This window comes from Mycobacterium sp. OAE908 (genome assembly GCF_017872775.1).
GTDB lineage: Bacteria > Actinomycetota > Actinomycetes > Mycobacteriales > Mycobacteriaceae > Mycobacterium.
Genome location: NZ_JAGGJL010000001.1, coordinates 2,366,504 through 2,389,143, shown reverse-complemented (window position 1 = coordinate 2,389,143; position 22,640 = coordinate 2,366,504). Strand labels below are relative to the sequence as shown.

Genomic DNA, 22,640 nt, shown 5'->3' with positions numbered 1-22,640 from the left:
CGCCCACCCGATCCATCGGCCCGTGATGGCCGACGCCTACCAGTGAGGAACACCCACCCATGAACGCGACTCGACGACGTGCCGCCCTGGTCACCGGGGCATCTGCCGGCATCGGGGCGGCCTTCGCTCGCCACCTCGCCTCCGAAGGCTACGACGTGCTGCTGGTCGCCCGACGCGCCGAGCGCCTCGAAGAACTCGCCACCCAAATTCACCAACACCACGGTGTGCGTGCCGAAGTGTTCGCCACCGACCTCACCGACCCCGCTGCACCCGCTGCGATCATCAGCCGCGCAACCGAATTGGGTCTATCCATCGACGTGCTCATCAACAACGCAGGCCTTTCTGCGAGTACCAAATTTTCCGACACTCCATGGGACTCGGTCGCAGGCGAACTTCAACTGATGGTCACCGCCGTAACCGAATTGATCCACCGAGCCATCCCCGGCATGAAGCAACGCGGCTGGGGACGCATCATCAACCTGTCCTCACTGGCCGCGATGTCCCCGCCGGGAGAAGGGCTGCTGTACACCGGCATCAAGTCCTACGTGCTCAACATGTCGCAATCCCTCGACATGGAACTCAAACCCCACGGCATCCACGTCACCGCGCTCTGCCCCGGGTTCACTCGCAGCGAGTTCCACGACGTGATGGGCACCCGCGATGCCGCCGACCGCCTGCCGAGCGTCATGTGGCAACAGCCAGAATCCGTTGTGCGCGAGGGTTGGGCCGCCGTGACCCACGCTAAGCCCGTCTGCATACCGGGCACCGTCAACAAGCTCACCGCCGCCGCCATACGCCCAGTCCCACAGCGCATTCAGTACTTCCTGGGCCGCACCTTCAATCCCTTTAAGTAGACCAACTCCAAGTCGCTTGTCTCTACCTGCGCCAACGGGTTAGCTTGCGAGTCGCGTAAAACGCTTCCCAAGCTGAATACGCGGTTCGATTCCCGTCATCGGCTCCACTACGGCGTAGGCAGCAGGCCGAGCTGACGATAGATGTCGCGGCGCACCAGCGGCGCGGCGGAGTTGGTAGGCAGGCCTGCGAGAGGCCAGTCGTGAAACTGCCCCCGGCCCACCACCATCGAGATCGGCGCACCGATGTCCACTGCGCGCTGATAAAGCAGCAGGTTGGCGGGCAGCAAGATCTCTTCTGTCCCGACATACATCGTGGTCGGTGGCAGTGCCTGCAGGACCTCGGTCTCCATGCGCAACGGGCTTATCCGCGGATCCTTGTCGACGATGCCGTCGAAGGTGTGCACGCCTTGGGAGAAGTACTTGATGGTGACGGCGTTGAAGAACGGGTCGTCGATCCCTCCGCCGTCATTCTCTGCCGAATAGTCGGCTTGGGCAGACATCACGACCATGCGCGCAGGCACGTCGTCACCGCGCAGGATCAGCTCCCGGGCCGCGGCAAACGCGTAGGTGGCTCCCTCCGAGTCGGCGTAGATGCTGACATTCTGGGCACCGCGATCGTCGATCACATGCGAGATGTAATCCGCCATCCCGGGCGTGACGTTGAGCAACGAACCCGCCTCGGTCCTCGCCAGTGGGTACAACGGCACCAGCACCGTCGCCCCGGTGTCACGTGCCATCTGGGTGTAGTCGAACCAGTGCAACAAGTTCGGTTGGTAGATCGCCCCGCCACCGTGGATCGCGACCACGGTGGCGCCGGTCGGATGAGCCGGTTCGAATTCCCATACCTTCCAGACGTTTCCCGGCGATACCTCGAACTCGGTCTGATGTGCGTTCAATCCCAGCGTCAGGAAGAACGGGGGATCTTCGCTAGTGATCAGCTGCGAGAGCACGGCGGTGTAGGGAATGCCGAAGAAGCCGGTGATGTCGCGCACCACGCGCAGGGTCGCGAGCGTCAACTGGTCGATGATCGTCGGTGGCGGTGTGTAAGTCAGCGAATTCTCGACCGCCCTCGTCTGAAGTCCTGCGACTGGGGTGTCGGCCGCTGGAACATCTGCCACCGACGCCGGAGGCTGTGCAGCCTCGAACTCGCGTCGCGCGAACGCCAACAGCGACCACACCGCTGGCGCACCGGGAGGCACTTCTGGCGCACTGCCAGCCGCCGACGGATGGAGCAAACCGCCGAGGAAATTCGACACCACGCCGGCTATCGCCTCGACATGCTCGGCGGGAACGGCCACAGCCGTGTCCTGCGACGAATCGGTCCTTGGCACAATCGGTTCCGCCGAAACGCCGGTGAGGGAAACATCATTGACCGTCGACGTCATCGGTGATGTTGCAACGCTGGGCATTTGTGCTTTCCGCACAGCCGTCGACTCGCTCGGCGTGGCGGGCGAAGTCTTTGCCGAGTTCCGCCTCAGATGCGTCGCAACGTTTGTGTCGGAATGCGATTTGCGGCTGGAATGCTGCGGCGCCGTCTCAGGAGAGCTCGGCGACGTCGGGTCCTTCGAAGGCATCGGCTCCGAATTGGCAGGACTCACAGCAGTGCTCGTAGCCTCCGACGTTGTCTGGGCGCCGGTGGATGCCGAGGACTCCGACGGGGAGTCGGTCGAGGCTGCTTTCGGCGAGTCAGACGACGTTCCCGACGAGGGATCAGACGGTTCAGCTCGCGCAAGCCCATGCCCGGAAAGCACAGCCACCCCGACACCCAGCGTGATAATCAGACCAGCAAACCGGCCCATATCTCGCACCGCCTTGTTGACTAGGGATATCTGGCACGATAACAACCGGAGCGGCAAAAGAAAATAAGCAGGCGACTTCCGAAAAGGTGAGGCGTTGTTCATCGGCTCCACGATGAGTTTTCGTCCGCATTAGGGTCATCACCCACATGACAGACGAACTCTTCACCGGACTCCACTGCGTCGCCGTGCCGGTTCGCGATCAGGATCGGTCGAAGGCTCTCTTCGAGGGCATGGGCTTCACCACCACGATGGACGCGAATCTGCAGCCGGGCTTCCGCTGGATCGAACTGACTCCGTCATCGGGTGGCCCGTCGCTCGCGCTCGTCGCTACCGGGGACCAGCTTCCGACGGGAATCGACACGGGAATTCGACTCATCACGCCCGACGCCCGCGCCGCCCAAACTGCGCTTGCCGCAAAAGGACTCGACGTGGGCGATATCCTCGACTGGGAAACGGCCCCACTCATGTTCAGTTTCCGAGACCTCGACGGCAATCGCTTCTACGTCGGCCAGTCCAGCTGACTCGCGATCCGACGGGGACCCTCAACCCGAGGGGGCAGCGATGAAGACGAGCGCACCTCTCGCAACGACAGTCGTCGCGATTGCCGTCCTCGCCATCACCACAGCGTGTTCGCGCGCGTCCGCCGAACCCCCTGCTGACGGCGGCGGTTCGGCTTCTTCGGGGTCCGACCGCAACCGTGCGCAACCATGGTCCAGGGAGAGGGGTTCGACTCGCCGCACACGTTGGACTACGGACAGTCGGTGACCGGCGAACTCTCGCCGGGGCGCACGGTCACCTGCACGTCTGCCGTCGACGGACTGACCTGCACCTCGACCGACGAGTCCGGATCGCGGGGCTTCCATCTCACCGTCGACTCGTTCACGGTCACCTGACGCATGCCCTGGCAGATAATTTGCAAATCCGTCAAATTTCGCCATCCGGAGCGCCAGCAAAGGTAAGTTCTGATGTGCCGCGTGGCGGCGCTTCATTGCATGGTGCGCGGCTCTCGGTCGAGGAGGCCGCCGATGCCCATCCCCAATCTGCCGCCTGGCTTTGATTTCACCGATCCCGATATCTATAAGGAACGGCTGCCCGTCGACGAACTCGCTGAACTGCGTCGGACAGCGCCGATCTGGTGGTGCGAACAACCGATCGGCAAGGGCGGTTTCAACGATGGCGGCTTCTGGGTGGTGACCAAACACAAGGATGTGCGGGAGGTGTCGCTGCGCAGCGAGGTGTTCTCCAGTTACCAGAACACAGCTTTGCCGCGATACAAGGACGACGCGAGTCGCGAGCAGATTGAGGTCGGCCGGATGGCGATGCTCAACATGGACGCGCCGCACCACACCCGGCTTCGCAAAATCATCTCGCGTGGCTTCACCCCGCGGGCAATCGAACTGCTGCGCGACGAACTCAGCGCGCGCGCACAAACGATCGCCGAGGCCGCTGCAGATGAGGGCTCAGGCGATTTCGTGGAGCAAGTGTCGTGCGAGTTGCCATTGCAGGCCATCGCAAGTCTGCTCGGGGTGCCGCAGGAGGACCGCACCAAACTGTTCCATTGGTCCAACGAGATGATCGGCGAGCAGGATCCCGAGTTCTCTCAGATGAACGCGCTCGGTGCTGCCATCGAAGTCGTCAGTTACGCAATGCAATTGGCTGAGCGCAAGTCCGGTGAACCCGGTGATGACATTGTCACCACGTTGTTGAGTGCGGACATCGACGGGCAGAAACTGTCCCACGACGAGTTCGGCTTCTTTGTGGTGATGCTTGCGGTGGCCGGCAACGAAACCTCGCGCAATGCCATCACGCACGGGATGATCGCATTCACCGAGTTCCCCGAGCAGTGGCAGCTGTTCAGAAGAGAACGGCCGACCACCGCCGCCGACGAGATCGTCCGCTGGTCTACGCCTGTGACCGCCTTCCAGCGCACCGCATTGAAAGACACCGAATTGGCAGGCACAAAGATCAAGGAAGGGCAGCGGGTCGTGATGTTCTACCGCTCGGCCAACTTCGACGAGGACATCTTCAAGGATCCGTTCAAATTCGACATCACGCGAAATCCGAACCCGCACCTCGGTTTTGGCGGGCCCGGCGCGCACTACTGCTTGGGCGCCAACCTCGCAAAGCTGACCATCGACCTGATGTTCGGAGCCATCGCCGATCACATGCCGAACCTCAAGCCAATCCGAACAGCAGAACGCTTACGGTCGGGGTTCTTCAACGGCATCACGCACTGGCAGGTCGACTATTGCGCCACCGATGCTGAACGCGCTCAGCGGGTACAAGCCCTTCGGTACCCCACGCTCATCGGGTGAAGACACACCCCGACAATGGCAGCCGACCAGAACAGCGTTGCGAGTACCGGGGTCAGCACTGGACCGCCAAGTGACAGCCCTGCCATCGCATCAATGGCATAACTGAGTGGCTGATGTTGGACCAGGGGCTGAAGCCAGCTCGGATATTGAGATAGCGGAACGAACCCAGTGGAGAAGAAGAACAGCAGAGCCACCACGATGCCGGTCGACTCGGCCAGCACGGTGTTGGTCATGTACAAGGCCAGCGTGGTGACGAGAAAAGCGAACGCTACTCCGAAGACAACGGGAATCGCGAACCACGCCGCTGCTGCGGCAATCCCTTGCCTGAACCGGAAACCCAGCACCAAACCCGTACTCATGACCAGCACTGTGGTGGCGAGAATCCGGATCACCTCGGCCGCGAGCCGCGAGAGTAGATCCGAAGCACGGTGTATCGGTAGCACCCAGAACCGACCGAGCAACCCTTCGTCACGCTCGTGCATGAGGCAGATCCCGCTCGCGGTCGAGCCGAAAACGGCACCTACGAGGGCAGCCATCGGGACGCTGCCATATAGCGCGCTATGGCCGCTGACCGCCGAAACAAGCTTTCCGAAAACAAGATTGATCGATGCGAGGAACATCGGAGGCAGAATCAGAGCCTGCAGGAGCGTTTGGATGTCGTGGCTCCAGCGAGTCAATAGCCTTCGCGTCTGAATCCAGGTATGCAATACGAGAAGTCGAGCGGAGTTCTCGGATGGACTGCGATCGAGATGCGGTCGTACGTTATCGAACAACCGCACCCGGCCCGGCTCGCACACCTGCTGCGCGACGGCGTTCATCGCCGCCGCCACAGAACGAAGGCGTACAACGGCACCGTGACGGCCAACATTGCGGCCAACCAAACCAGCGCAGGCGCGGTTACCGACCACGTCGGCCACGGCACGGAATTCGTGGCATCCCCGGCTAACGCACGCAACGCGTAGATGAACTGCGAATAGAACTGATTGCGGACGAACCCCTGCAGCCAGACCGGAAACTGCTCCGGCGGAAGGATTCCCACTGACAACATCCCGAGAATCAACTGCGGAAGCAGAAGAATGTGAGTCGTCGCCTCGGGATTCTTGGACACGGTGCCGATGAGGTCACCCACAAACGACAGCACGATTCCGATGAGCAGCACCAAAACGCAGAAGCTGACGGTGTAGATGCCACTTCGGTAGAACCGAAAGCCGATCACGTAGCCGCACAGCAGAGCAGTCCCCAACGCTGCTGCGCATCTGTAGAAATTCCCAGACATGCGTGCGGCCAAGGGCGCCATCGGGACGATGGGCATGGCGCGAAATCGCAGATTGATGCCATGGACGGAGTCGGTCGCAGACCTCAGTGCCGCGGACATCGCGGCGAAAAACACGGTCTGCAGCGCAATCATCGGCATCATGTACTGCGCATAGCTGCCGGGTACGACGGTAGTCATGATCTGCTTGAGCGGCAGATACAGACTCGCGGTGAACACTGCGGACAGCGACAACGCGATGAGGAGCTCTCCACTTTTCAGCGTCGGTGCGATCACTCGGATGGTGAGCACCCACCATTGTTGGAGTGGCACCGGCTTCGGCCGGGCCATGGTCCAGGTGCTCATCACGTCACCCCTGCGGTCGGCCGCTTAGCCTCGCGAGTCGTGGTTTCCCTTGTCAGAGCGAAGAACACGTCGTCGAGCGACGGCCGACGCAGTGCGACGTCGGCGAACCTGATACCTGCCGCATCGAGTCGGCGCAGAACCTCTGCGACCGTGGCGACGCCGTCCGGTGCAGAGAACGCGATACGATCCGAAGCAATCGTCAGCGCCGACCTGACGTCGTCGAGCATCAGCGTGTCAAGCGCGTCAGCGATGGCCGAGAGCTCGCGCGGATCCTGCGGGACGATCTCGCACGAACCACTTCCAGTTCGGCGCTTGAGTTCGTCGGCAGTCCCTTCGGCAATGATCGTGCCGCGGTCGATCACGATGATGCGATCGCTCAGCGCGTCAGCCTCTTCCAGATACTGCGTCGTCAACACGGTGGTGATTCCGGCGGTCTTGAACTGTCCGACGAGGTCCCAAATGCTCTGTCTACTCCTGGGATCGAGTCCGGTAGTCGGCTCGTCGAGGAACGCCACCTCAGGGCGCACCATCAGACCGCACGCGATGTCGATTCGCCGCCGCATTCCGCTCGAATAGGTATCCACGCGACGATCGGCGGCGTCATCGAGTTCGAAATCGTGAATCAGCGCCTTTGCGCGGGTGCGGGACTCGGCCTTGGTCAGCCCTTGAAGCCGGCCGATCATCACCAGGTTCTGTCGTCCGGTCAGCATGTTGTCCAAGGCGACCTGCTGACTGGTCAGCATGATCGATCGGCGCACTTTCGCCGCTTGGGAGACCACGTCATGGCCGGCGACCCACGCTTGTCCCCGATCCGGCCGCGTCAGTGTCGACAATATGTGCACCATCGTCGTCTTGCCCGCCCCGTTCGGACCGAGCAGACCGATCACCTCGCCACGGCCCACTTCGAAACTGATGTCGTGCAACGCATGAACGTCGCCGAAGGACTTGCCGACTCCGCTGACGGTCACACTTTTATCGGAAGTAGACATCGGCACCCCTCCTGGTCGCATTGCTCACAGACCGACGGCGAGTTCAAGGTCTTTCAGAGCGGTTTCGATATGACCCGTGAAGCACTGTGGGTCGGGGACGGCCGCGATGGATGCGGCGATTCCGAAATCCAGATCGTCGGCCCTGCTGAACAACCCGAAGTTGAGTACTTGTCCCCTCAGCGTCGGCGCCAACGGGTACATGCCTTCGACACGAGCACCGCCCCAGTACAACGGCTCGCTCCTGCCGCGCACGTGGGTAATGGTCAGGTTGAACACGGGCGGTATCTTGGCCGCCAGTCCCCTCCCCCCGCTTATCGGCGCGCAGATCAACCCTGCGAGCTCAATCGCCAACTGCTGGGGCATCTCTCGGATGATCTGTACGTTGCGTTGCATCGACGCGTGGATGGCTTCCAGCCGTTTCGCCGGGTCGTCGACATCTGTGGCGAGGTTGCACACTGCGGCGCCGAGGACGTTGGCGCGCCGGTCGTCCTCTTCACCGCGCAGGTTCACCGGTGCCATCGCGACAAGGGGAGCGTCGGGAAGTTCGTTGCGCTCGAGGAGATACGCACGCAATGCGCCTGCGCACATGGCCAGCGCGACGTCGTTGACAGTCACCCCGGCCGCCTTGCCGACAGCCCCGATGCGCTCCAGTGGCCAAGACTGCGTTGCGCATCGCCGTGGACCTCCTGGAGCAACGTTGAAGATGGTTCGCGGGGCCCGCATCGCAGGGATCAACTCCCTTTCGCGCAGCGCGGACAGCATCAACTTCAGTGAACGCTTAACGCCGACAGCAGGTTTCGCAGCCGCGGCAGATCCTTGCGGTGGCACCGGCGCCTCAGGCCGCGGCGTCCACCCCACCCGTATCCGGCGGTCATTCGGGTCGGTGGTCATGTGCTCCTGCAAGGTCTTCGCCCCCGACACCCCGTCAGTCATCGCGTGATGGGCCTTCAGATACAGCGCGAAGCGCCCGTCGTTCAGACCGTCGATCACATGGCATTCCCACAACGGCCGAGTCCGATCGAGCAACCGGCTGTGCAGGTCGTCGACCACGCCGAAGAGCTCATTGGTGCCTCCCGGCGCCGGCAATGAGGTGTACCGAACGTGGTAATCGATGTCCGCGCGATCGGCATAGGTCCAGCGCATCCGCGAGGTACCCCGGCGCGTCTTCACCGGATGTCCGGAATAGGCAGGGCTGACGTCGCTGAATGAGCGCAGGGTCTCGTAGAGTCGCCGGGCGAAGTCGGGTTCGGCGTCCTCCGGCGGCCTGAACATTTCGAGCATCCCGAGGTGCATTGGATGTTCTTTGGACTCCAGCAGCAACAAAACTACTGCTTCGGGAGGCGCGAATTTCCCCATCTCGGTGTCCTGTGTTCTTGGAGGACCCCAATCCGCCACGATCAGCCGCAAGCGGCCCCCCGGCCTGACTGCGTGGGAAGGATGCTACTCACCGTCTTGGTCATCGCATTGCAATTCCGGCAAATTTTAACGCAATCGTCAGGACTCGGGCAGGGCAACTTTGATGGATGTAATTGAAGTCGCCCTGACGACTCAGATTGCGGACCCGGCCGGCAGCTTGAACGTGACGGACACAAGCTTGCTTGGCTCGTTCTCCCCGATAACTCGGCACCCGCACCACTAAACAGCTGACACACCTCCGTGTGTCGGCCTGACCGGTGATTATGTGCGCGTGACTCTATGGATACGCGGCGGCAACTGATGCGGCCACCGCCGTACGAGGGTTCTGGGTGGTACGAAGACGACGGACGAGACCGGACTTGTGTCCCGTATCGGAACGAGACCCTCGCCATCAGCGGCAATCGACGCCTAAGCACGGCGCGCGAGATCCTCACCTGAGGGTGATCAGGAGTGGCGCTACGGGGTTTCCGGTCAGCATCAGCCGAGCGACGATCTACCGCAACTTGGCGCTGGTGCCACCTGAATCAGGCGGCAACAAAACCAAAACTCTGTGGTCGGCGCCGGTCGGTCACGGCGAACGCATTCTTCGACGCATCCCACCGCACGAGCTGTATTGATGCCAAAACCCCGCCTATTGCAACGTACTGGAAGGGATTGCGCAGTGCCGATCTCAATCGTAGGTCGCTAACCAATTGTCACGCGGATGATGCGAACATCCTCGATTGACACGTCGAGCACGGTAGCGATGAAATCGCGTGCCATGTAATCGATCTCGCCTTCGTACCGGGCCTGTGTCGTGTCACTGAGATTGATCGAACCATCCGGGGCGACATACCCCGCAAGGCCTGGGACGGTGATCATCAGCCAGCGGCCATCGCGGGTGACTTCGACATCGAATATGGCCATGCGCTGCTCCACACCATGACTCCGCCCAACGGCGAAGTGAGTGAGAGTACTCCACTCTTCCGGCCGTAAACATGCGGCGCCGGGGCGGTCCGCTGCCGGGCGAGCAGGCCAGAACTTCAGATCTTGTCTGACTTTGCCAGGTTGCAGCGGCGGCATAAGAGTTGGATGTTCCCCACCGTGTCGGCACCGCCTCGGGATCGCGGGATTACGTGGTCGAATTCGAGGTAATCGGTCGCGTCGCACTGAACACAGCGGCCATGGTCTCGCTGCCACACTTCCGTCTTGACGTGTTGTGGAATCGGCGTGCGCCGCCCACTGCCGGGCAGAATCGTCCGACGGTCGATCCGTAACGTCGTGTCGATGACCGCTGCTGCCCATTCAGCGTCCTGCACGATGTAATCGCCGCTCATAGTGTTCGAGGTAGCTTCAAGCGTTAGGTAGTGCCGATTCGCGTGAAAGACGTTCAGCAGCTTGCTCAGTGCCATCTCGCTGCCACGCTGCCAGCCAATGAACCGAACCTTTCGATTGGTCACAACCAACTGCCCCGAGATGTCCTGGACGCCGGACTTCAGGTAGCGCAGTCGCCTCGCGGTGACGTTTAGGTAACAGTGTTCGTCTGTGGGCAGATGGAGGCCCTCGGCCGATGCACGAGGCAGGTTGCCGGCGCATACCGATGACAGCATGAACTTGCGGTACAAATCGGTGTCTATCTGGTGCGCCAGCTCTGGCGCCGGTTTCAGTACCGCGGCAGCCCGGCGGAAGTGCGACAACTCTTCCTCCGTGACTACGCCGTCACTCGCGGCGAAGACTGCGTACCGTCGGAGCCATTCGCTTGTGATATCGAGTATGGCTACACGGGAGTCGTCTGCAGTCAGCCCAACGGTCTCCCGCCATCGTTCAAGTTCTGCCCATTCAGGGCCTAAGGGACCTGCAACGCCGAGGACGCGACCTGCGGCGTGAGCGTATTGCCTTTTGAGTTCGTCGATTGTGGTCTTGCATTGCGCGCAGTGCCGGCGGCGAAGCTTGACCGCACCACCGCACCGTTCACAGGTCGAAGCCACGCCGGTGATATTAACTAGTGCGGCAGACAGCCATGACCCCGTCGTAGCACAGCGCCCAGAGACCCTAGACCGTTCGGCGTGCCGCCTTCCCATGTGAATACTCCGAGAATCCTGCGGCCATCGACGACTGCACGGTTCCAAGAACATCCCAAGGCATCCGCCGCATTCTCTACGTGACCGGCCAACAGGCCGCACTCACGGATGAACGGATCGGAGCGCTGATCACCATGCTGGACGTCGACGACCTCCACCAGGCCGTCAAGGGCGTTCGCTACACCGAGCGGACCGTGACGACCCACGATGGCGTTGCACTTGCGGTGCGCGAGTATGGATCACGCACTTCGGCCGACCACACCGTCGTCCTGCTTCACGGATTGTGCCTCGACCAAACCTCGTGGGATGTCGCGCTTCGTCCGCTGCTGCGCCGCTGGGGCCGCAAGGTTCGGGTCATCACCTACGATCACCGCGGCCACGGACGGTCCGGCCACGCCCCGATCCGCACCTACCGGATCGACCAGGCCGCGTCCGACCTCGCCGACGTGCTGGCGGCCCTGGATGTCACCGGCCCGCTCACGCTGGCCGGCCACTCGATGGGCGGCATGATCGCGCTGACCTACCTCAGCCGGCCGGCTTCCCAGCGACCCGCAGACCCTGTTGGACTGGTGCTGGTCGCCACCGCAGCGGGCAAGCTGACCGAGCGCGGGATGGGCCGCCTGCTGGCGACCCCGGCGGTGCGAATGCTCTGCGGCCTGGCACATCACGTTCGGCTGGATGCGGCCGAGCGGGTGATCCGAGCGGTAGCTCCGGCGGTGTGCGCGGCAGTCGCTCGCGCGGGTGATTTCGGCGACGACGAACGCACGACGTTCCTGTCGACGTCGGCGCGGGTGATCGGCCGCACCTCGTTGACCACCGCGGCGGGCTTTCTGACCAGCATGCGGGACTACGACGTGTACGGCGCGCTGGGTGCCATCTGCGCCCAAACCACCGTCATCAGTGGCGAACTCGACGTCATGACCCCGCCGTCGCACGCCTACGACATGGCCGAAGCCATTCCCGGTGCGACGCACTCCCACGTGGCCGCCGCCGGGCACATGCTGCTCCACGAGGCCCCCGACGTCGTCAACGCCGCCATCGCCGACGCGATCACGACGGAGTCGATCCTGGGTGCCGATCGAGACCTGGACGATCTCGACTCAGCTGCGGTTGCGGCGTTCGGCCTCGGCTCCACGGTGCGCGCGGCTTAACTACCTCCGAAGAACTGTGCGCCGAAGAAGTTGAAGCACGCGGGTCCGTCGCAGTTGCCCTGGTTTGGGCCTGGGAAGATCGCGACGTTGATGATGCCCGTGTTGTTGCCCGCGTTGTCGGTGTTGTCCGGCACGATCACGAAGTTGAAGACACCCGAGTTGTTGCCAGAACCGTCGCTGTCATCGCCGACCAACGCGTAGTTGGTGGCAAAGCCTGGGAACAAACGGTTGTTCGTGTTGTTACCCGAACCGTCGCTCCGATTACCGACGAACACCATGTTGTTTCCGAAGCTGCCGACACCGATGACGCTGTTGTTTCCGGACCCGTCACTGTTTCTACTGATCAATGCCATGTTGTTGGCGACGTTGAAGGCGCCGACAACGAGGTTGTTGCCTGAGCCCTGGTTGCCGTTCTCCATCAGCACCATGTTGTTACCGAAGCTGAACGCGCTGGCGACGATGTTGCTGCCCGATGGCTCCAAATCCACAAAGGGCGGAAGTGGCGTCAAGCCGAAGCGGCCGTTGCGATCTCCCATGAACACGAAGTTGCTGCCCCAGCTGCCCGGCAGTAGCACGAGGTTGTTGCCCGCCAGCTGATTGTCGTCGCCGATGAAGGCCCAGTTGGTACCCGTGCTGCCCGGGACCAGTAATTGGTTGCCGGACAAGAAGTTTCGGTCCCCGGCAGTGACGACCTGAAGGCCGGTACCGACGTTATTGGCGGTCAGCAGATTGTTGTCGCCGATGAACGCGAAGTTGAGCCCGCCCACGTCCAGGCCGGATAACAGGTTGCCCCCGCCCTGGTTGCCGAAGCCCGGTCCCGCGTTGGCCAACGCATTGCCGAAGCCGGTCAGCGCCCCGACAAGATCGGGCGGTGCGGGATTCGCGGGCGCAGCCGCTGTGGGGCCAACGCCTGCGGGTCCGGTGGCAGCGGCGGCCTTCGGCTGCACCGCCGCCGTTCGCGGGGTTTCCGATGCCGCGCGGGACGACGTCAACGCGCCGCCCGACGAGGACACCGAACTCTTCGGCATGTTCGACATCAAGTCTGTGCCGGCTTTGGTCAGATCTTTGGTGCTGCGTTGAAGCGAGCCGCCGAAGTCATTGAGTGACTTCTGAACTGAGCCGATGGCGTGCTGTACCGCGTCGCTCACGCTGTTGTTGGTGGCCCCGCCGCCGCTGTTGGCGCCGCCCGCACCTCCGTCGGCATGCGCGACGGGTGACGCCCACCCCGCGAGCAACGATGCGGTGGCCGCAGCGACGAGAAGAGCCCGTCGGCCTCCGTTGTGACGTGTGTTGGTGTGCTTGCCCACGATCGAACCCCCACCTGAATCGGGCCGCATCCCCCCGGATACAGCTAATCTCCCGACCACCATCAAGTGTGTCACAAAAGTTCGCGGGTATCGATGGCAGATCGTTTCCGGTTGCCGCTCGGCGGCGAGGGCGACGCGCTCGATCGATGCCCACTATCCACATCGCGAAATATCTTGCTATATCAGGCTTATCAACTTGTTGATCAAGCAATGTCCACCGTCCGGTATTGCGACCCGTGACCACGGGTCCACGGGGTCGTCCGCCGTCCGCCTGACGTTTGCTACAGCAACAAAACGTTTCGATACGTGCAAATTTGGCAACCATATCCAGACGACCGAGGGCCGGCTTGCCTCTCGGTGATCGACTTTGCCCAGAAACCGGTGGGGGCGACGGGATGATATCGCGGCACGGGATGCGAACTTCCCTGTCGCGAGCGGCTGCGATCACCACGGCTGCGATGTTGGCGGTCGCGGGCTGCGCCGAAACCAGCCCGACAATCAGCCATGCCGACCTGACCAAACTCGACGTGGGCAACTACTCGGCCCAGCTGCGGAACGTACGCAATGAGCCGTCCCTGCCGCAGGGCACCATGCTGGAGGGCATTCGGATGTCCGACGGGGTCGCGGATAGTTCGCAATTCGATTCGCTGCTGCTGTATCTGTGGCAGGCCGACCCGGTTCCGGATACGGCCAGCCTGGTCCAGCTGCTTGGCGAGGGGGGCAGGCAGGTGCTCGACCAATACGGCTGGGTGGCCGGCTATCGCGCCGGCTACGCCGATCGACCACAGCTGGAAAACCGAACCGCGCCGTCGGTGTTCATCGGCATCTCGATCCTGCTCCTCCGGTTTCCCGATGACGCGTCCGCACGAGGGGCGGCCTCGGCGCTGGAACCGATCAGCTGGAAAGACTTCGGCAAAACCGTTCCCCTGCCACTGCCCAAGCACCCTGAGGTAGTTGCGCGGTACACGCCGGGAACTGGGGCGCTGATAGCCGACGCGGCAGTCGGACCGTTTGTCGTGCACCTGATCCTCGAGGCGCCGCCGAATGGGATAGAGACCCATGTGGGCAGCCTCGATCCGGTCTTGGACGCCGAACACGGTCTGCTGCGCGATTTCAAGCCGACGCCGGTTTCAGACATTGCTGCGCTGCCTGTCGATCCCGACGGCCTGCTGGCTCGCATGGTCACCACCGACCCGGTGAATCAGCCACCGGTGACGGGCACATTCGCCGTCTACGGCGCCACCGGCGGACTGCGCGACCAGCCGCCGAAATTCCGCAAGGACGGGCTCTACGAGAAGTGGGGGGTGGACCGAATCGGCGTCACGGCCGAGCAGCACCTCTACCGACTCCGCGATCACCAGGCCGCCATGGACATGATGGAGGCCTTCATCGCCGACTCGTCTGGACGCGAGCACGAAATCGAGGCCGACAAGAACGTCCCCGACGAACACTGCTTTGAGACTGCGCAGCCACCGCCGAATGCTCCTGCGTTCGCCTGCCGGATCGTCTTCGACCGTTTCTACACACTCGTGCGCGGCGATACCGCGATCAGCGCCATGCAGAAAGCGGCCGCCCAATACAAGCTGTTGGCCGAAAACCCCTGACTCCTAAGACACCGGCAGAGCCCGGGCAGGCCATGATGGATGCCATGGAGTCGACCCGCGTGGACAAATGGTTGTGGGCGGTCCGGCTGACGAAGACCCGGACCGATGCCGCCGCGGCGTGCCGAGGTGGACACGTGCGTGTCAACGACCGTCCCGCAAAGCCCGCCACCGCGTTGTGTCCCGGCGACAGGGTGCACGCCCGGATCGGGGACAGAACGCGCGTCGTCGAGGTGACCAGGGTGATCCAGAAGCGGGTCGGGGCCTCCGACGCCGTGACGTGCTACCTCGACCGCTCGCCCGCCGCGCCCGCGACGCCGTATGTGCCTGTGGCCGTTCGTGATCGGGGCGCAGGCAGGCCGACGAAGCGAGACCGCAGGCTGCTCGACAAGCGGCGAGCGAGCCAACGCTGATGGCGAGACTGCTCGAGAACAAGGTTGTCATCGTTGCGGGCCTCGGCGGCATCGGCAACGGCCTCGCGCGTCGCTATGCCGACGAGGGCGCACTGCTGGTGATCGGCGACCTCGACGCCGAATTGGCGGCGCGGGTCGCCACCGACATCGACCCGTCGGGTGAGCGCGTACGTGGAGTGGCGCTCGACGGTGCCGACGAGAACTCCGTCATCTCGACGGTCAAACTCGCCGTCGACGGCTTTGGCCGCCTTGACGGCATCCACGTCAACTTCACCAACGCCGCCGACGCATACGAGCCAGGCGGCGTCGTCGAATTGCCCCTCGAGGCGTTCGACGAAGTAATGCGCGTCAACACCCGCGGGTTCGTGATCTGTGCCAAGCACGCGATACCCCCGATGATCGAAAGCGGGGGCGGCTCAATAGTGTTCACCGCTTCCATCGATGCCTACAACGGCGCAGGAACCCGCGTGTCCTATGCGATGAGCAAGGCCGCCGAACTTGCGCTGATGCGCCACATCGCACGTCGGTACGGCCCGAAGGGTATCCGCGCCAATGCCATTGCGCCAGGGCTGATCTGGCACTACAAATTCGACGAGCAGTGGATGCCGGAAGGCGTCGTCGAGCAGACTCGCGCACGGCAAATGATCAAGTCGCGCTTCGGAAAACCGGACGACGTCGCCGCTTTGGGCGCGCTGTTGCTATCTGATGACGGCAGCTTCATCACCGCACAGACGATCAGTGTCGACGGTGGAGTCACCTTCCGGCCCTGAGCGCAATGTCGTGACATCGCGTCCGACGCGCCCTGCGCAACGCCTTAGCCATCGCTGCTGCCGACTCCGGTGTGCTGGTGATCCTCCAGTCGAATTCCTTGGCGTGCTCGAACCAGACGAAACCGGCGACGTCCCTCTGTTCGGCGACGAAGTCGACGAAGCGGGCGATCCATTTCGCCTTGCGGCCACCACTTTCACTGCAGCCCACTTCGGCGACGAGGATCGGCTTGTCCGAACTGATCGCACGTAATTCACACAGCACATCACCGAAGAGTTCTTCCGGCTCGGTCCATCGGCTCATGGGAAGGCTTGTGCCCCAGTTGTATCCGTCGACGCCGAGTACGTCCACGTAGTCGTCACCGGGATACCACGCCGGTAGCGCACCGACGCCTGCCGCGGTCGGACACCACACCCACCTGACGTTGTCAGCGCCGCGGCTGGAGAACACGTCGTGGATGTGCTGCCACACCTCGACATACGTGGCAGGCGACGTCCCGCACGCGGGCGACCATGGATACCAGTCGCCGTTGAATTCGTGCGCGAGTCGCAGATGCACCGCCGATCCCCAGTCCCTGATCTCGTCGGCCCACCGGCACAGGTATTGATCGAGGGCACCCGAGACGATCGACCTGACGACTGCAGGCGACCGATCGTCGGTCCAGCACCAGGGCTCCCAGGTGACGATCGGATCGGCACCGCAGTAGGCCGCGACTGCTATCGCCGCGATCGGCGGGCTGGCGAAGAAGTCCTCGAACGCCATCACCATCTCGGCGCGGCGGCCCACCGCGTCGGCGACGGCCTGCAGTTCCCGCGCGGCAAGCAGGCCGCCCGGCGTGCTCAGACCGAACTTCAGCGGCGCTCCGACCGCGGTGCGAGGCGCACAAGTCACCGTCGTGGTCCCGTTCACTGGCGCCCCCAAGCTGCCGAAAAACGCTCGATGCCACGTAGCATAAATTGACGTATACGTCAGTGCTAGCAAATTCGCCGACTCGGGCGGCTCAGCGGTAGTAGGTTTCCCCGCCGGTCGGGTAGCCACCGCCAGTGGTCGTCACGTGGACGTGGTCGAAGTGGCCGTATCCGCCGCGCTGCGCCCCGCCTGGCGTGTAGTAGACACCGCGCCAGATCGCATCCTGGATGCCGAACACGGCCGCGTTCTGCAGCACGTACTCCACGATCTGGTTGCCCAGCGCGATGCCCGCATCACTGCTCGGGTTGGGGATCATCACGTCGAGCGCCAGTCCGTCCGGATGCCACCGCAGCGCATCCGGGCGAACGCCACCGATCTCGTGGATCTCGGGGAACTCCTCGCTGATGTGACGCGCAGTCAAGATCGTCCTGACCTGCAGCCCTCTCTCGGGGGCCACCCCCGGCGGCAGCGCGCGGTCGACGACCCGATATCGCGAGGCCGAAACCAACTGAGCAGCAACAGGATTCGCGTCCGAATGCGCACCTGCCGGTTCCACCAACGGCGCCGCAGGCGGTGCCGCGATGATCTCGGCGCAGCACGGAGGCGCTGTCTCGGCCGCAGGCGCAACGTGGGGCGCGGCGGGCTTGGCTACGGGTTCGGCCGCGAACGGATGCATATCCGCTCCGAGGGCGAAGAACATGGCGGCCGGGGCGATGAACGCAGCCAGCGCAACAGGCGGCTTACGCCGCTCCCTGGCTAATGAGTGCCGGCCCACGGCAAGCACCATACGAAAAAACAGGGCCAAATGTCACGAAGTTGTCACGACGGGATCACAGAATGGGGTTCGCGGCACCCGCCCCGCGAACCACAACCACTGCTATACCCGCAGCTCAACGGCGTTTAAGCGGCCGAGATCACCCGCCGAACATTTGTGAAGCCGACGGTCGATCACGGGATCGGTAATGGGCCGCCCCCGCCCTCGGACTCCTGCAGTCCGATGCACTGGCCGGTGTTGGCGCCGGTGCAGGGAATGCCGTCCACCTGCGGCAGGGCCGGGTTGCCCGGGATCGCCTCCGGCGCGGCTTGTTCGCCGCCCGTGACGCAGGCGCCGCTCGTCGGCTCCAGGATGGACCCAGCGGGGCATTCCGCGACCAGGCTCGGTGCAGTCAGGGCCGGCGCGACCGCAATGACCGCCGGAGCTGCCGCAATGGCGAGTGCAAACCCACCTATCGAAATTGCTCGCCGCGATGAACGTTTAACAGTCATCGTCGCCCCCTTTCACGGAGTTATTAACGCAAGCGAAATTAACTGTAGACAGCACCTGAACTCGTTGCGGGCCGAATTGGCAGACCCAACCGGGAGTAAGCTGCTGATGCTGCTGACAGCAACAATTCGCACTGCCGCAGTAGGGGTGGGCCGCGATGAGCGAGACTTCCGATCCGCGCGAGCACGAGCTGACCGTCGAACTGCGCGACATCGTGCGCGAGTACACCGTCGGCGGTCAATCGGTCCGGGCCCTCGACGGCATCAGCTTGCGCCTGTGCGGCGGGCAGTTCGTCTCCATCGTCGGGCCATCTGGCGCGGGCAAGAGCACGCTGCTGCATTTGCTCGGCGCGCTCGACTCCCCCGATTCCGGGTCGATCACATTCGACGGCGAAGAGATCGGCCGTCTCAGCGACGCGCAGCAGTCCGAGTTCCGACACCACCGGGTCGGCTTCATCTTCCAGTTTTTCAACCTGCTGCCGACGCTGTCGGCGTGGGAGAACGTCGCAGTTCCCAAGCTCCTCGACGGCGTGCGACTGGGCAGAGTCAAGGCCGACGCGGTTCGACTGCTCGACAGAGTCGGGCTGGGCAACCGCACCCAACACCGACCGTCGGAGCTGTCCGGCGGTCAGATGCAACGCGTCGCGGTGGCGCGCGCACTGATGATGGACCCGCCGCTGATCCTGGCCGACGAACCGACCGGAAATCTCGATACCGCAACGGGCGCTTCGATCTTGGCGCTGCTCGCCGAAGTGGCTCACGAAGACGGCCGTCGCCGCCTCGTGGTGATGGTGACTCACAATTCCGATGCCGCCGCCGCGACGGATCGGGTGATCACGCTGCAGGACGGTCGGCTCGGCTCCGACGAGATGTCGGTGGTCTCGGGGTGAGAACCGGTTCCGCGATCGCTGCCGCGGCCAGCCGCCTGCGGCTGTTCAGCCTGCGAGAGCTCGCTGTGCATCGGCGGCGCACGATCGCATCGATCGCCGTAATGGCAGTGTCTGCAATGTATTTGGTGGCGGTGTTCGGCATCTTCGGATCGATCACCGGCTCGGTCAACCGGCTGGCCGACGGCATCGCTGGTATCGCCGCGCTCGAGGTCTCCGGCATCACCGACGCGGGCTTTCCCGAAACGATCACCGCCGACGTGGCCGCGGTGCCCGGAGTTGCCGTCGCGGCGCCGATGATCCGGATGTCCGCACCGACGGCGACGGGCCAGGTTCTGCTGTTCGGGGCCGACAAGAGCAGTGCGGATTTGAGTGGTGTCCTGAAAGACGCTGTCTCACAACCGGTCCAACAGCTCTCGCAGACGCCGGATGGTGTGCAGGTCGGCCCGTCCGTCGGCCGCAAGAAGGGCGACAGGTTCCAGGTCGGCTCAGGCCAGGTCACGGTCATCGACGTGCTGACCGGCGAGCAACTCACCGACCTCAACGGTGGGCACTACGTGCTCGCCCCACTTGCGTTGGCGCAGAACGTCACAGGCAGGCAAGGTCAACTCGACTCGATCCTGATCACCACGAAGCCGGGCACCGACCCCGCAACGGTCCGTGCGGCCGTCACCAAAGCCGTCAACGGCCGCGCCATCGTCGCTCCCCCGAGCATGCGGGCCGCACGCGCAGGCGACGGTGTGAAGATGATGAACTACATGGCCCTGATGGGCGCCGTCGTCGCATTGATCGTCGGCGCGTTCCTCGTCTACACGACCATGACGATGGCGATCACCCAACGCAGGCCGGTCATCTCGATGCTGCGTGCGATCGGTGGCAGGCGCGCCACCATTGTCCGGGACATGCTCGCGGAGGCAGCCATTCTCGGCGCGATGGGCGGTGCCATCGGATCTGGTATCGGAATACTGCTGGGCCGCATCACGATTGGCCGCCTGCCTCCGGCGATGACTCAGGGCCTCGAGGCGCGCATCGAATACTGGCTGCCCGGCTACGCGATACCGATAGCCCTGGCGACAACGGTGATCACCAGCGTGCTGGCATCGGCGATGGCCGCGCGGCAGGTGTACAAGGTGTCGCCGATCGAGGCGCTGGCACCCGTCGGCGTCTCGGTGGCAGACCGCGTGCCCCGATGGTTACGCATCGCGATCGGCCTCGGCGCCGTCGCCGTGTTCGCCGTGTCGATCCTGACGGTCCTCGGTCGAACCGGCACCATCGCCGTCGTCGCGATGTCCGCGTTGTTCTGCGCCGAGATCGCCCTCGGCTTCGCGCTCGCCGGGCCCATCGTCAAGGCCAGCGCAGCCACCGCCCGGGTCTTCGGCTCGGCAGGCGCGCTGGCCGCTGCGACCATCGAGCGTTCGCCGCGCCGTGTCTGGGCCACCGTGATGACCGTGCTCATCGCCGTGGTCACCACCGTCGTCATCACCGGCACGAACTCGGACATGATCCGGTCGGCCCGCGGGATCTTCGAGCACGTCGCGGACGTCGACGTCTGGGTGAGCGCCGACTCGCCCGACAGGTTCGCCACCGATCCACTGCCGCAAGGCCTTTCGGAGAAAGTCGGCGCGGTTCCCGGCGTGCATAGGGTCACTCAGGGTGCGTTCGCGTTCGCCGACCTCGGCGGCACCCGCGTGATGCTCGACGGGTTCGCCGCAGGCACCGCCGATGCGCTCTACCACGCGCTCGACACCCGGGTCCGCGACGACGTCCTCGCAGGCCGCGGTGTGGTGCTCACCCAGAACCTCGGCAAGTCCCTGCGCGTCAAGGCAGGCGACACAGTGCGGATGCAGACGCCACACGGACCGCAGCAGGTGACCGTGCTGGCGCTGGTGCCGTACTTCTCGACGGTCATCGGCACCGTCGGAATGAACCTCGATCAGCTGCGGGAGTGGTTCGACCGCCCGGCGTCGACCACGCTTCAGGTCACTGCCGCCGAAGGTGCAGACCCCAAGCGCGTCCTGCACGACGTACGCCGCGTCGTGCCCGCCCCGAACTACGTTTACGACGGAGCAGCGGCGCTGTCGGGCATCGAGGCGCCGATGCAGCAGAGCATGTTCATCGCCAACGCGGTGTGGATCATCGTCGTATTCGTCGCTGCCATTGCGCTTCTCAACACGTTGACGCTCTCGGTGCTCGAGCGGCGGCGCGAAATCGGTGTGCTGCGCGCGATGGGTTCCAGTCGCCGGTTCATCCTCGCGATGGTGCTCGCCGAGGCCGCAAGCATCGGCGTCGTCGGCGGGGTGTTGGGGCTGCTGTTCGGCCTGACGGATCAGTGGCTCTACAGCCTCGTCAGCGAGGACATCATGAACTTCACCGTCGACTTCCGGCCAAGCCCGATGGCCCTCGCGTTCACCGTCGGCGCGATCGCGATCAGCCTGCTCGGCGCGCTGCCGCCCGCGCGAAGGGCCGCGCGGCTCAACATCATCGAAGCTGTCAGCGTCGAATAACCGTCAGAACCCGGCGCGCACCAGCGCGGTGAACAGTTCGGCGAACGGATCCTCGACCGGAATCGCGACCGAGAAATTCAAGAACGGGCTCATGAACGTGTTCACGGTGTGCCCCGCGACCCCGGTGCTAGCTGCGCCGAACCCCAGGTTGTCTTCGGGGTCCGTCCCCGACGTCAACACGTTCGTGAAGAACGGCGTGCGCAGAACGAACGCCACGAAGTGGTTGTCGTCCGGGTCGGCGGCCGACGTCACGGAGAACAGCCCGAAGAAGCCGTGGGTCGACGTGATGAAGTCGGGGTCGACCGCGGACGTCGTGGCGGCCGGTTTGACTGGCTGCGCCGCGGGGGCGGGTTCGAATTCGCGACGCGCTGCGGCCAGCGCCGTGAGGGCCGCAACCGTCTTCAGCGGTGCCGACGGAGTCCTCGGCGCGGAGGCAGCGGCTGCCGACGTGACCACAGGCCGCGAGGTAGTGCCGCCCTTGCGCAGGTCACTGCCGGACTTCTTCGGAGTGACGGCGGCTTCGGCAGCGTGTTTCGGCGGGTGCCGACGCGGGTTCGGGGCGTCCTTCTTTCCCGACGGCGCATCGGAGGATTGCGACGACTCGCCCGCCGAGCCCTTTCCGCTGTCGCCCGGTGCGGCCGAAGCCACGGCAGGCGTATTCGCCGCCGCAAGCCCTATGCCCAGCGCAACCGCCAAGACCCAACCGATTCGCTTTGCGTTTTCCATGGGTGCTTTCCCTCCGCTCACCCGCGCGACCGCAGTTCCTCTATACGGTTCACGGTGCAC

The 22,640-nt window shown here is 63.9% G+C and carries 23 protein-coding genes and 1 tRNA gene; 12 read left to right on the top strand and 12 right to left on the bottom strand.

Annotation, left to right across the window (positions count from 1 at the left end; genetic code table 11):
* Nucleotides 1–59 precede the first annotated feature (59 nt).
* Both J3E61_RS11690 and J3E61_RS11685 read left to right on the top strand, forming a co-directional pair.
* On the top strand, nucleotides 60–854 hold the full coding sequence (locus J3E61_RS11690; protein WP_192725734.1) for an SDR family NAD(P)-dependent oxidoreductase: 795 nt from the start codon (nucleotides 60–62) through the stop codon (nucleotides 852–854).
* 30 nt (nucleotides 855–884) lie between these two features.
* Nucleotides 885–961: transfer RNA gene (locus J3E61_RS11685), tRNA-Gly, on the top strand.
* Here the strand turns inward: J3E61_RS11685 and J3E61_RS11680 are convergent.
* A complete protein-coding gene (locus tag J3E61_RS11680) occupies nucleotides 962–2,185 on the bottom strand; it encodes an alpha/beta hydrolase (protein ID WP_210083656.1) in 1,224 nt (407 codons plus the stop codon).
* A gap of 37 nt (nucleotides 2,186–2,222) precedes the next feature.
* Between J3E61_RS11680 and J3E61_RS11675 the strand changes: the two genes are divergently transcribed.
* From J3E61_RS11675 to J3E61_RS11660, 4 genes are all read left to right on the top strand, one after another.
* A complete protein-coding gene (locus tag J3E61_RS11675) occupies nucleotides 2,223–2,720 on the top strand; it encodes a hypothetical protein (protein WP_210083655.1) in 498 nt (165 codons plus the stop codon).
* Nucleotides 2,721–2,799: 79 nt separating this feature from the next.
* Complete coding sequence (locus J3E61_RS11670; RefSeq protein WP_210083654.1) at nucleotides 2,800–3,174, top strand: glyoxalase; 375 nt, start codon at nucleotides 2,800–2,802, stop codon at nucleotides 3,172–3,174.
* Between the two features lie 186 nt (nucleotides 3,175–3,360).
* Nucleotides 3,361–3,546: a hypothetical protein gene (locus tag J3E61_RS11665; RefSeq protein ID WP_192725738.1), complete on the top strand. Its 186-nt coding sequence runs from the start codon at nucleotides 3,361–3,363 to the stop codon at nucleotides 3,544–3,546.
* A 132-nt stretch (nucleotides 3,547–3,678) separates the two neighbouring features.
* Nucleotides 3,679–4,968 carry a cytochrome P450 gene (locus J3E61_RS11660; RefSeq protein WP_210083653.1) on the top strand — a complete coding sequence of 430 codons (1,290 nt, stop codon included), beginning with the start codon at nucleotides 3,679–3,681 and terminating at the stop codon, nucleotides 4,966–4,968.
* Here J3E61_RS11660 and J3E61_RS11655 read toward each other — a convergent pair.
* From J3E61_RS11655 to J3E61_RS11630, 6 genes are all read right to left on the bottom strand, one after another.
* On the bottom strand, nucleotides 4,926–5,786 hold the full coding sequence (locus J3E61_RS11655) for an ABC transporter permease (RefSeq protein WP_210085518.1): 861 nt from the start codon (nucleotides 5,784–5,786) through the stop codon (nucleotides 4,926–4,928). The two genes, J3E61_RS11660 and J3E61_RS11655, sit on opposite strands and share 43 nt — an antisense overlap.
* Nucleotides 5,783–6,586 carry an ABC transporter permease gene (locus J3E61_RS11650; protein ID WP_210083652.1) on the bottom strand — a complete coding sequence of 268 codons (804 nt, stop codon included), beginning with the start codon at nucleotides 6,584–6,586 and terminating at the stop codon, nucleotides 5,783–5,785. Before J3E61_RS11650 ends, J3E61_RS11655 begins: the two co-directional genes overlap by 4 nt.
* Nucleotides 6,586–7,575 carry an ATP-binding cassette domain-containing protein gene (locus tag J3E61_RS11645; RefSeq protein ID WP_210083651.1) on the bottom strand — a complete coding sequence of 330 codons (990 nt, stop codon included), beginning with the start codon at nucleotides 7,573–7,575 and terminating at the stop codon, nucleotides 6,586–6,588. The genes J3E61_RS11650 and J3E61_RS11645 overlap by 1 nt, the downstream gene beginning before the upstream one ends.
* 24 nt (nucleotides 7,576–7,599) lie before the next feature.
* Nucleotides 7,600–8,931: a wax ester/triacylglycerol synthase family O-acyltransferase gene (locus J3E61_RS11640; RefSeq protein ID WP_210083650.1), complete on the bottom strand. Its 1,332-nt coding sequence runs from the start codon at nucleotides 8,929–8,931 to the stop codon at nucleotides 7,600–7,602.
* A 744-nt stretch (nucleotides 8,932–9,675) separates the two neighbouring features.
* Nucleotides 9,676–9,897: a hypothetical protein gene (locus J3E61_RS11635; RefSeq protein WP_210085517.1), complete on the bottom strand. Its 222-nt coding sequence runs from the start codon at nucleotides 9,895–9,897 to the stop codon at nucleotides 9,676–9,678.
* Between the two features lie 116 nt (nucleotides 9,898–10,013).
* Nucleotides 10,014–10,958 (bottom strand): HNH endonuclease, encoded by a 945-nt coding sequence (locus J3E61_RS11630; RefSeq protein WP_210083649.1) that lies wholly within the window; start codon nucleotides 10,956–10,958, stop codon nucleotides 10,014–10,016.
* A gap of 227 nt (nucleotides 10,959–11,185) precedes the next feature.
* Between J3E61_RS11630 and J3E61_RS11625 the strand changes: the two genes are divergently transcribed.
* A complete protein-coding gene (locus tag J3E61_RS11625) occupies nucleotides 11,186–12,202 on the top strand; it encodes an alpha/beta hydrolase (RefSeq protein WP_210085516.1) in 1,017 nt (338 codons plus the stop codon).
* Here J3E61_RS11625 and J3E61_RS11620 read toward each other — a convergent pair.
* On the bottom strand, nucleotides 12,199–13,509 hold the full coding sequence (locus J3E61_RS11620) for a hypothetical protein (RefSeq protein ID WP_210083648.1): 1,311 nt from the start codon (nucleotides 13,507–13,509) through the stop codon (nucleotides 12,199–12,201). The genes J3E61_RS11625 and J3E61_RS11620 overlap by 4 nt on opposite strands.
* A gap of 413 nt (nucleotides 13,510–13,922) precedes the next feature.
* On the opposite strand from J3E61_RS11620, the gene J3E61_RS11615 reads away from it, so the two are divergent.
* Genes J3E61_RS11615 through J3E61_RS11605 form a run of 3 tightly spaced genes read left to right on the top strand, consistent with a single transcriptional unit; the run spans nucleotide 13,923 to nucleotide 16,293 of the window.
* The gene (locus J3E61_RS11615) at nucleotides 13,923–15,113 is read left to right on the top strand and encodes a hypothetical protein (protein ID WP_210083647.1); all 1,191 of its coding nucleotides are present in this window, start codon (nucleotides 13,923–13,925) and stop codon (nucleotides 15,111–15,113) included.
* 44 nt (nucleotides 15,114–15,157) lie between these two features.
* Nucleotides 15,158–15,523 carry an RNA-binding S4 domain-containing protein gene (locus J3E61_RS11610; protein ID WP_210083646.1) on the top strand — a complete coding sequence of 122 codons (366 nt, stop codon included), beginning with the start codon at nucleotides 15,158–15,160 and terminating at the stop codon, nucleotides 15,521–15,523.
* On the top strand, nucleotides 15,523–16,293 hold the full coding sequence (locus J3E61_RS11605; protein WP_192725957.1) for an SDR family oxidoreductase: 771 nt from the start codon (nucleotides 15,523–15,525) through the stop codon (nucleotides 16,291–16,293). The genes J3E61_RS11610 and J3E61_RS11605 overlap by 1 nt, the downstream gene beginning before the upstream one ends.
* Here the strand turns inward: J3E61_RS11605 and J3E61_RS11600 are convergent.
* From J3E61_RS11600 to J3E61_RS11590, 3 genes are all read right to left on the bottom strand, one after another.
* Entirely contained in the window at nucleotides 16,277–17,182 is a 906-nt protein-coding gene (locus tag J3E61_RS11600; protein WP_192725958.1) for an endoglucanase, read from the bottom strand. The two genes, J3E61_RS11605 and J3E61_RS11600, sit on opposite strands and share 17 nt — an antisense overlap.
* A gap of 109 nt (nucleotides 17,183–17,291) precedes the next feature.
* Nucleotides 17,292–17,987: a hypothetical protein gene (locus J3E61_RS11595; protein ID WP_192725746.1), complete on the bottom strand. Its 696-nt coding sequence runs from the start codon at nucleotides 17,985–17,987 to the stop codon at nucleotides 17,292–17,294.
* 161 nt (nucleotides 17,988–18,148) lie between these two features.
* Complete coding sequence (locus J3E61_RS11590; protein ID WP_210083645.1) at nucleotides 18,149–18,466, bottom strand: intersectin-EH binding protein Ibp1; 318 nt, start codon at nucleotides 18,464–18,466, stop codon at nucleotides 18,149–18,151.
* Nucleotides 18,467–18,654: 188 nt separating this feature from the next.
* On the opposite strand from J3E61_RS11590, the gene J3E61_RS11585 reads away from it, so the two are divergent.
* Both J3E61_RS11585 and J3E61_RS11580 read left to right on the top strand, forming a co-directional pair.
* Nucleotides 18,655–19,353 carry an ABC transporter ATP-binding protein gene (locus J3E61_RS11585; protein WP_210085515.1) on the top strand — a complete coding sequence of 233 codons (699 nt, stop codon included), beginning with the start codon at nucleotides 18,655–18,657 and terminating at the stop codon, nucleotides 19,351–19,353.
* Nucleotides 19,350–21,854, top strand: a complete 2,505-nt coding sequence (locus tag J3E61_RS11580; RefSeq protein WP_210083644.1) for an FtsX-like permease family protein — start codon at nucleotides 19,350–19,352, stop codon at nucleotides 21,852–21,854. The genes J3E61_RS11585 and J3E61_RS11580 overlap by 4 nt, the downstream gene beginning before the upstream one ends.
* A gap of 3 nt (nucleotides 21,855–21,857) precedes the next feature.
* Here the strand turns inward: J3E61_RS11580 and J3E61_RS11575 are convergent, their stop codons facing one another.
* Nucleotides 21,858–22,580: a hypothetical protein gene (locus J3E61_RS11575; RefSeq protein ID WP_210083643.1), complete on the bottom strand. Its 723-nt coding sequence runs from the start codon at nucleotides 22,578–22,580 to the stop codon at nucleotides 21,858–21,860.
* Nucleotides 22,581–22,640: the final 60 nt, after the last annotated feature.

What these genes read in the sequence shown, in the direction of transcription:
- J3E61_RS11615 (WP_210083647.1), top strand. Translation starts at nt 13,923, where the DNA reads ATGCGAACTTCCCTGTCGCGAGCGGCTGCGATCACCACGGCTGCGATG.
- J3E61_RS11605 (WP_192725957.1), top strand. Translation starts at nt 15,523, where the DNA reads ATGGCGAGACTGCTCGAGAACAAGGTTGTCATCGTTGCGGGCCTCGGC.
- J3E61_RS11665 (WP_192725738.1), top strand. Translation starts at nt 3,361, where the DNA reads ATGGTCCAGGGAGAGGGGTTCGACTCGCCGCACACGTTGGACTACGGA.
- J3E61_RS11610 (WP_210083646.1), top strand. Translation starts at nt 15,158, where the DNA reads ATGGAGTCGACCCGCGTGGACAAATGGTTGTGGGCGGTCCGGCTGACG.
- J3E61_RS11655 (WP_210085518.1), bottom strand. Translation starts at nt 5,786, where the DNA reads ATGAACGCCGTCGCGCAGCAGGTGTGCGAGCCGGGCCGGGTGCGGTTG.
- J3E61_RS11690 (WP_192725734.1), top strand. Translation starts at nt 60, where the DNA reads ATGAACGCGACTCGACGACGTGCCGCCCTGGTCACCGGGGCATCTGCC.
- J3E61_RS11595 (WP_192725746.1), bottom strand. Translation starts at nt 17,987, where the DNA reads ATGGTGCTTGCCGTGGGCCGGCACTCATTAGCCAGGGAGCGGCGTAAG.
- J3E61_RS11590 (WP_210083645.1), bottom strand. Translation starts at nt 18,466, where the DNA reads ATGACTGTTAAACGTTCATCGCGGCGAGCAATTTCGATAGGTGGGTTT.
- J3E61_RS11650 (WP_210083652.1), bottom strand. Translation starts at nt 6,586, where the DNA reads ATGAGCACCTGGACCATGGCCCGGCCGAAGCCGGTGCCACTCCAACAA.
- J3E61_RS11635 (WP_210085517.1), bottom strand. Translation starts at nt 9,897, where the DNA reads ATGGCCATATTCGATGTCGAAGTCACCCGCGATGGCCGCTGGCTGATG.
- J3E61_RS11645 (WP_210083651.1), bottom strand. Translation starts at nt 7,575, where the DNA reads ATGTCTACTTCCGATAAAAGTGTGACCGTCAGCGGAGTCGGCAAGTCC.
- J3E61_RS11640 (WP_210083650.1), bottom strand. Translation starts at nt 8,931, where the DNA reads ATGGGGAAATTCGCGCCTCCCGAAGCAGTAGTTTTGTTGCTGCTGGAG.
- J3E61_RS11575 (WP_210083643.1), bottom strand. Translation starts at nt 22,580, where the DNA reads ATGGAAAACGCAAAGCGAATCGGTTGGGTCTTGGCGGTTGCGCTGGGC.
- J3E61_RS11660 (WP_210083653.1), top strand. Translation starts at nt 3,679, where the DNA reads ATGCCCATCCCCAATCTGCCGCCTGGCTTTGATTTCACCGATCCCGAT.
- J3E61_RS11670 (WP_210083654.1), top strand. Translation starts at nt 2,800, where the DNA reads ATGACAGACGAACTCTTCACCGGACTCCACTGCGTCGCCGTGCCGGTT.
- J3E61_RS11625 (WP_210085516.1), top strand. Translation starts at nt 11,186, where the DNA reads ATGCTGGACGTCGACGACCTCCACCAGGCCGTCAAGGGCGTTCGCTAC.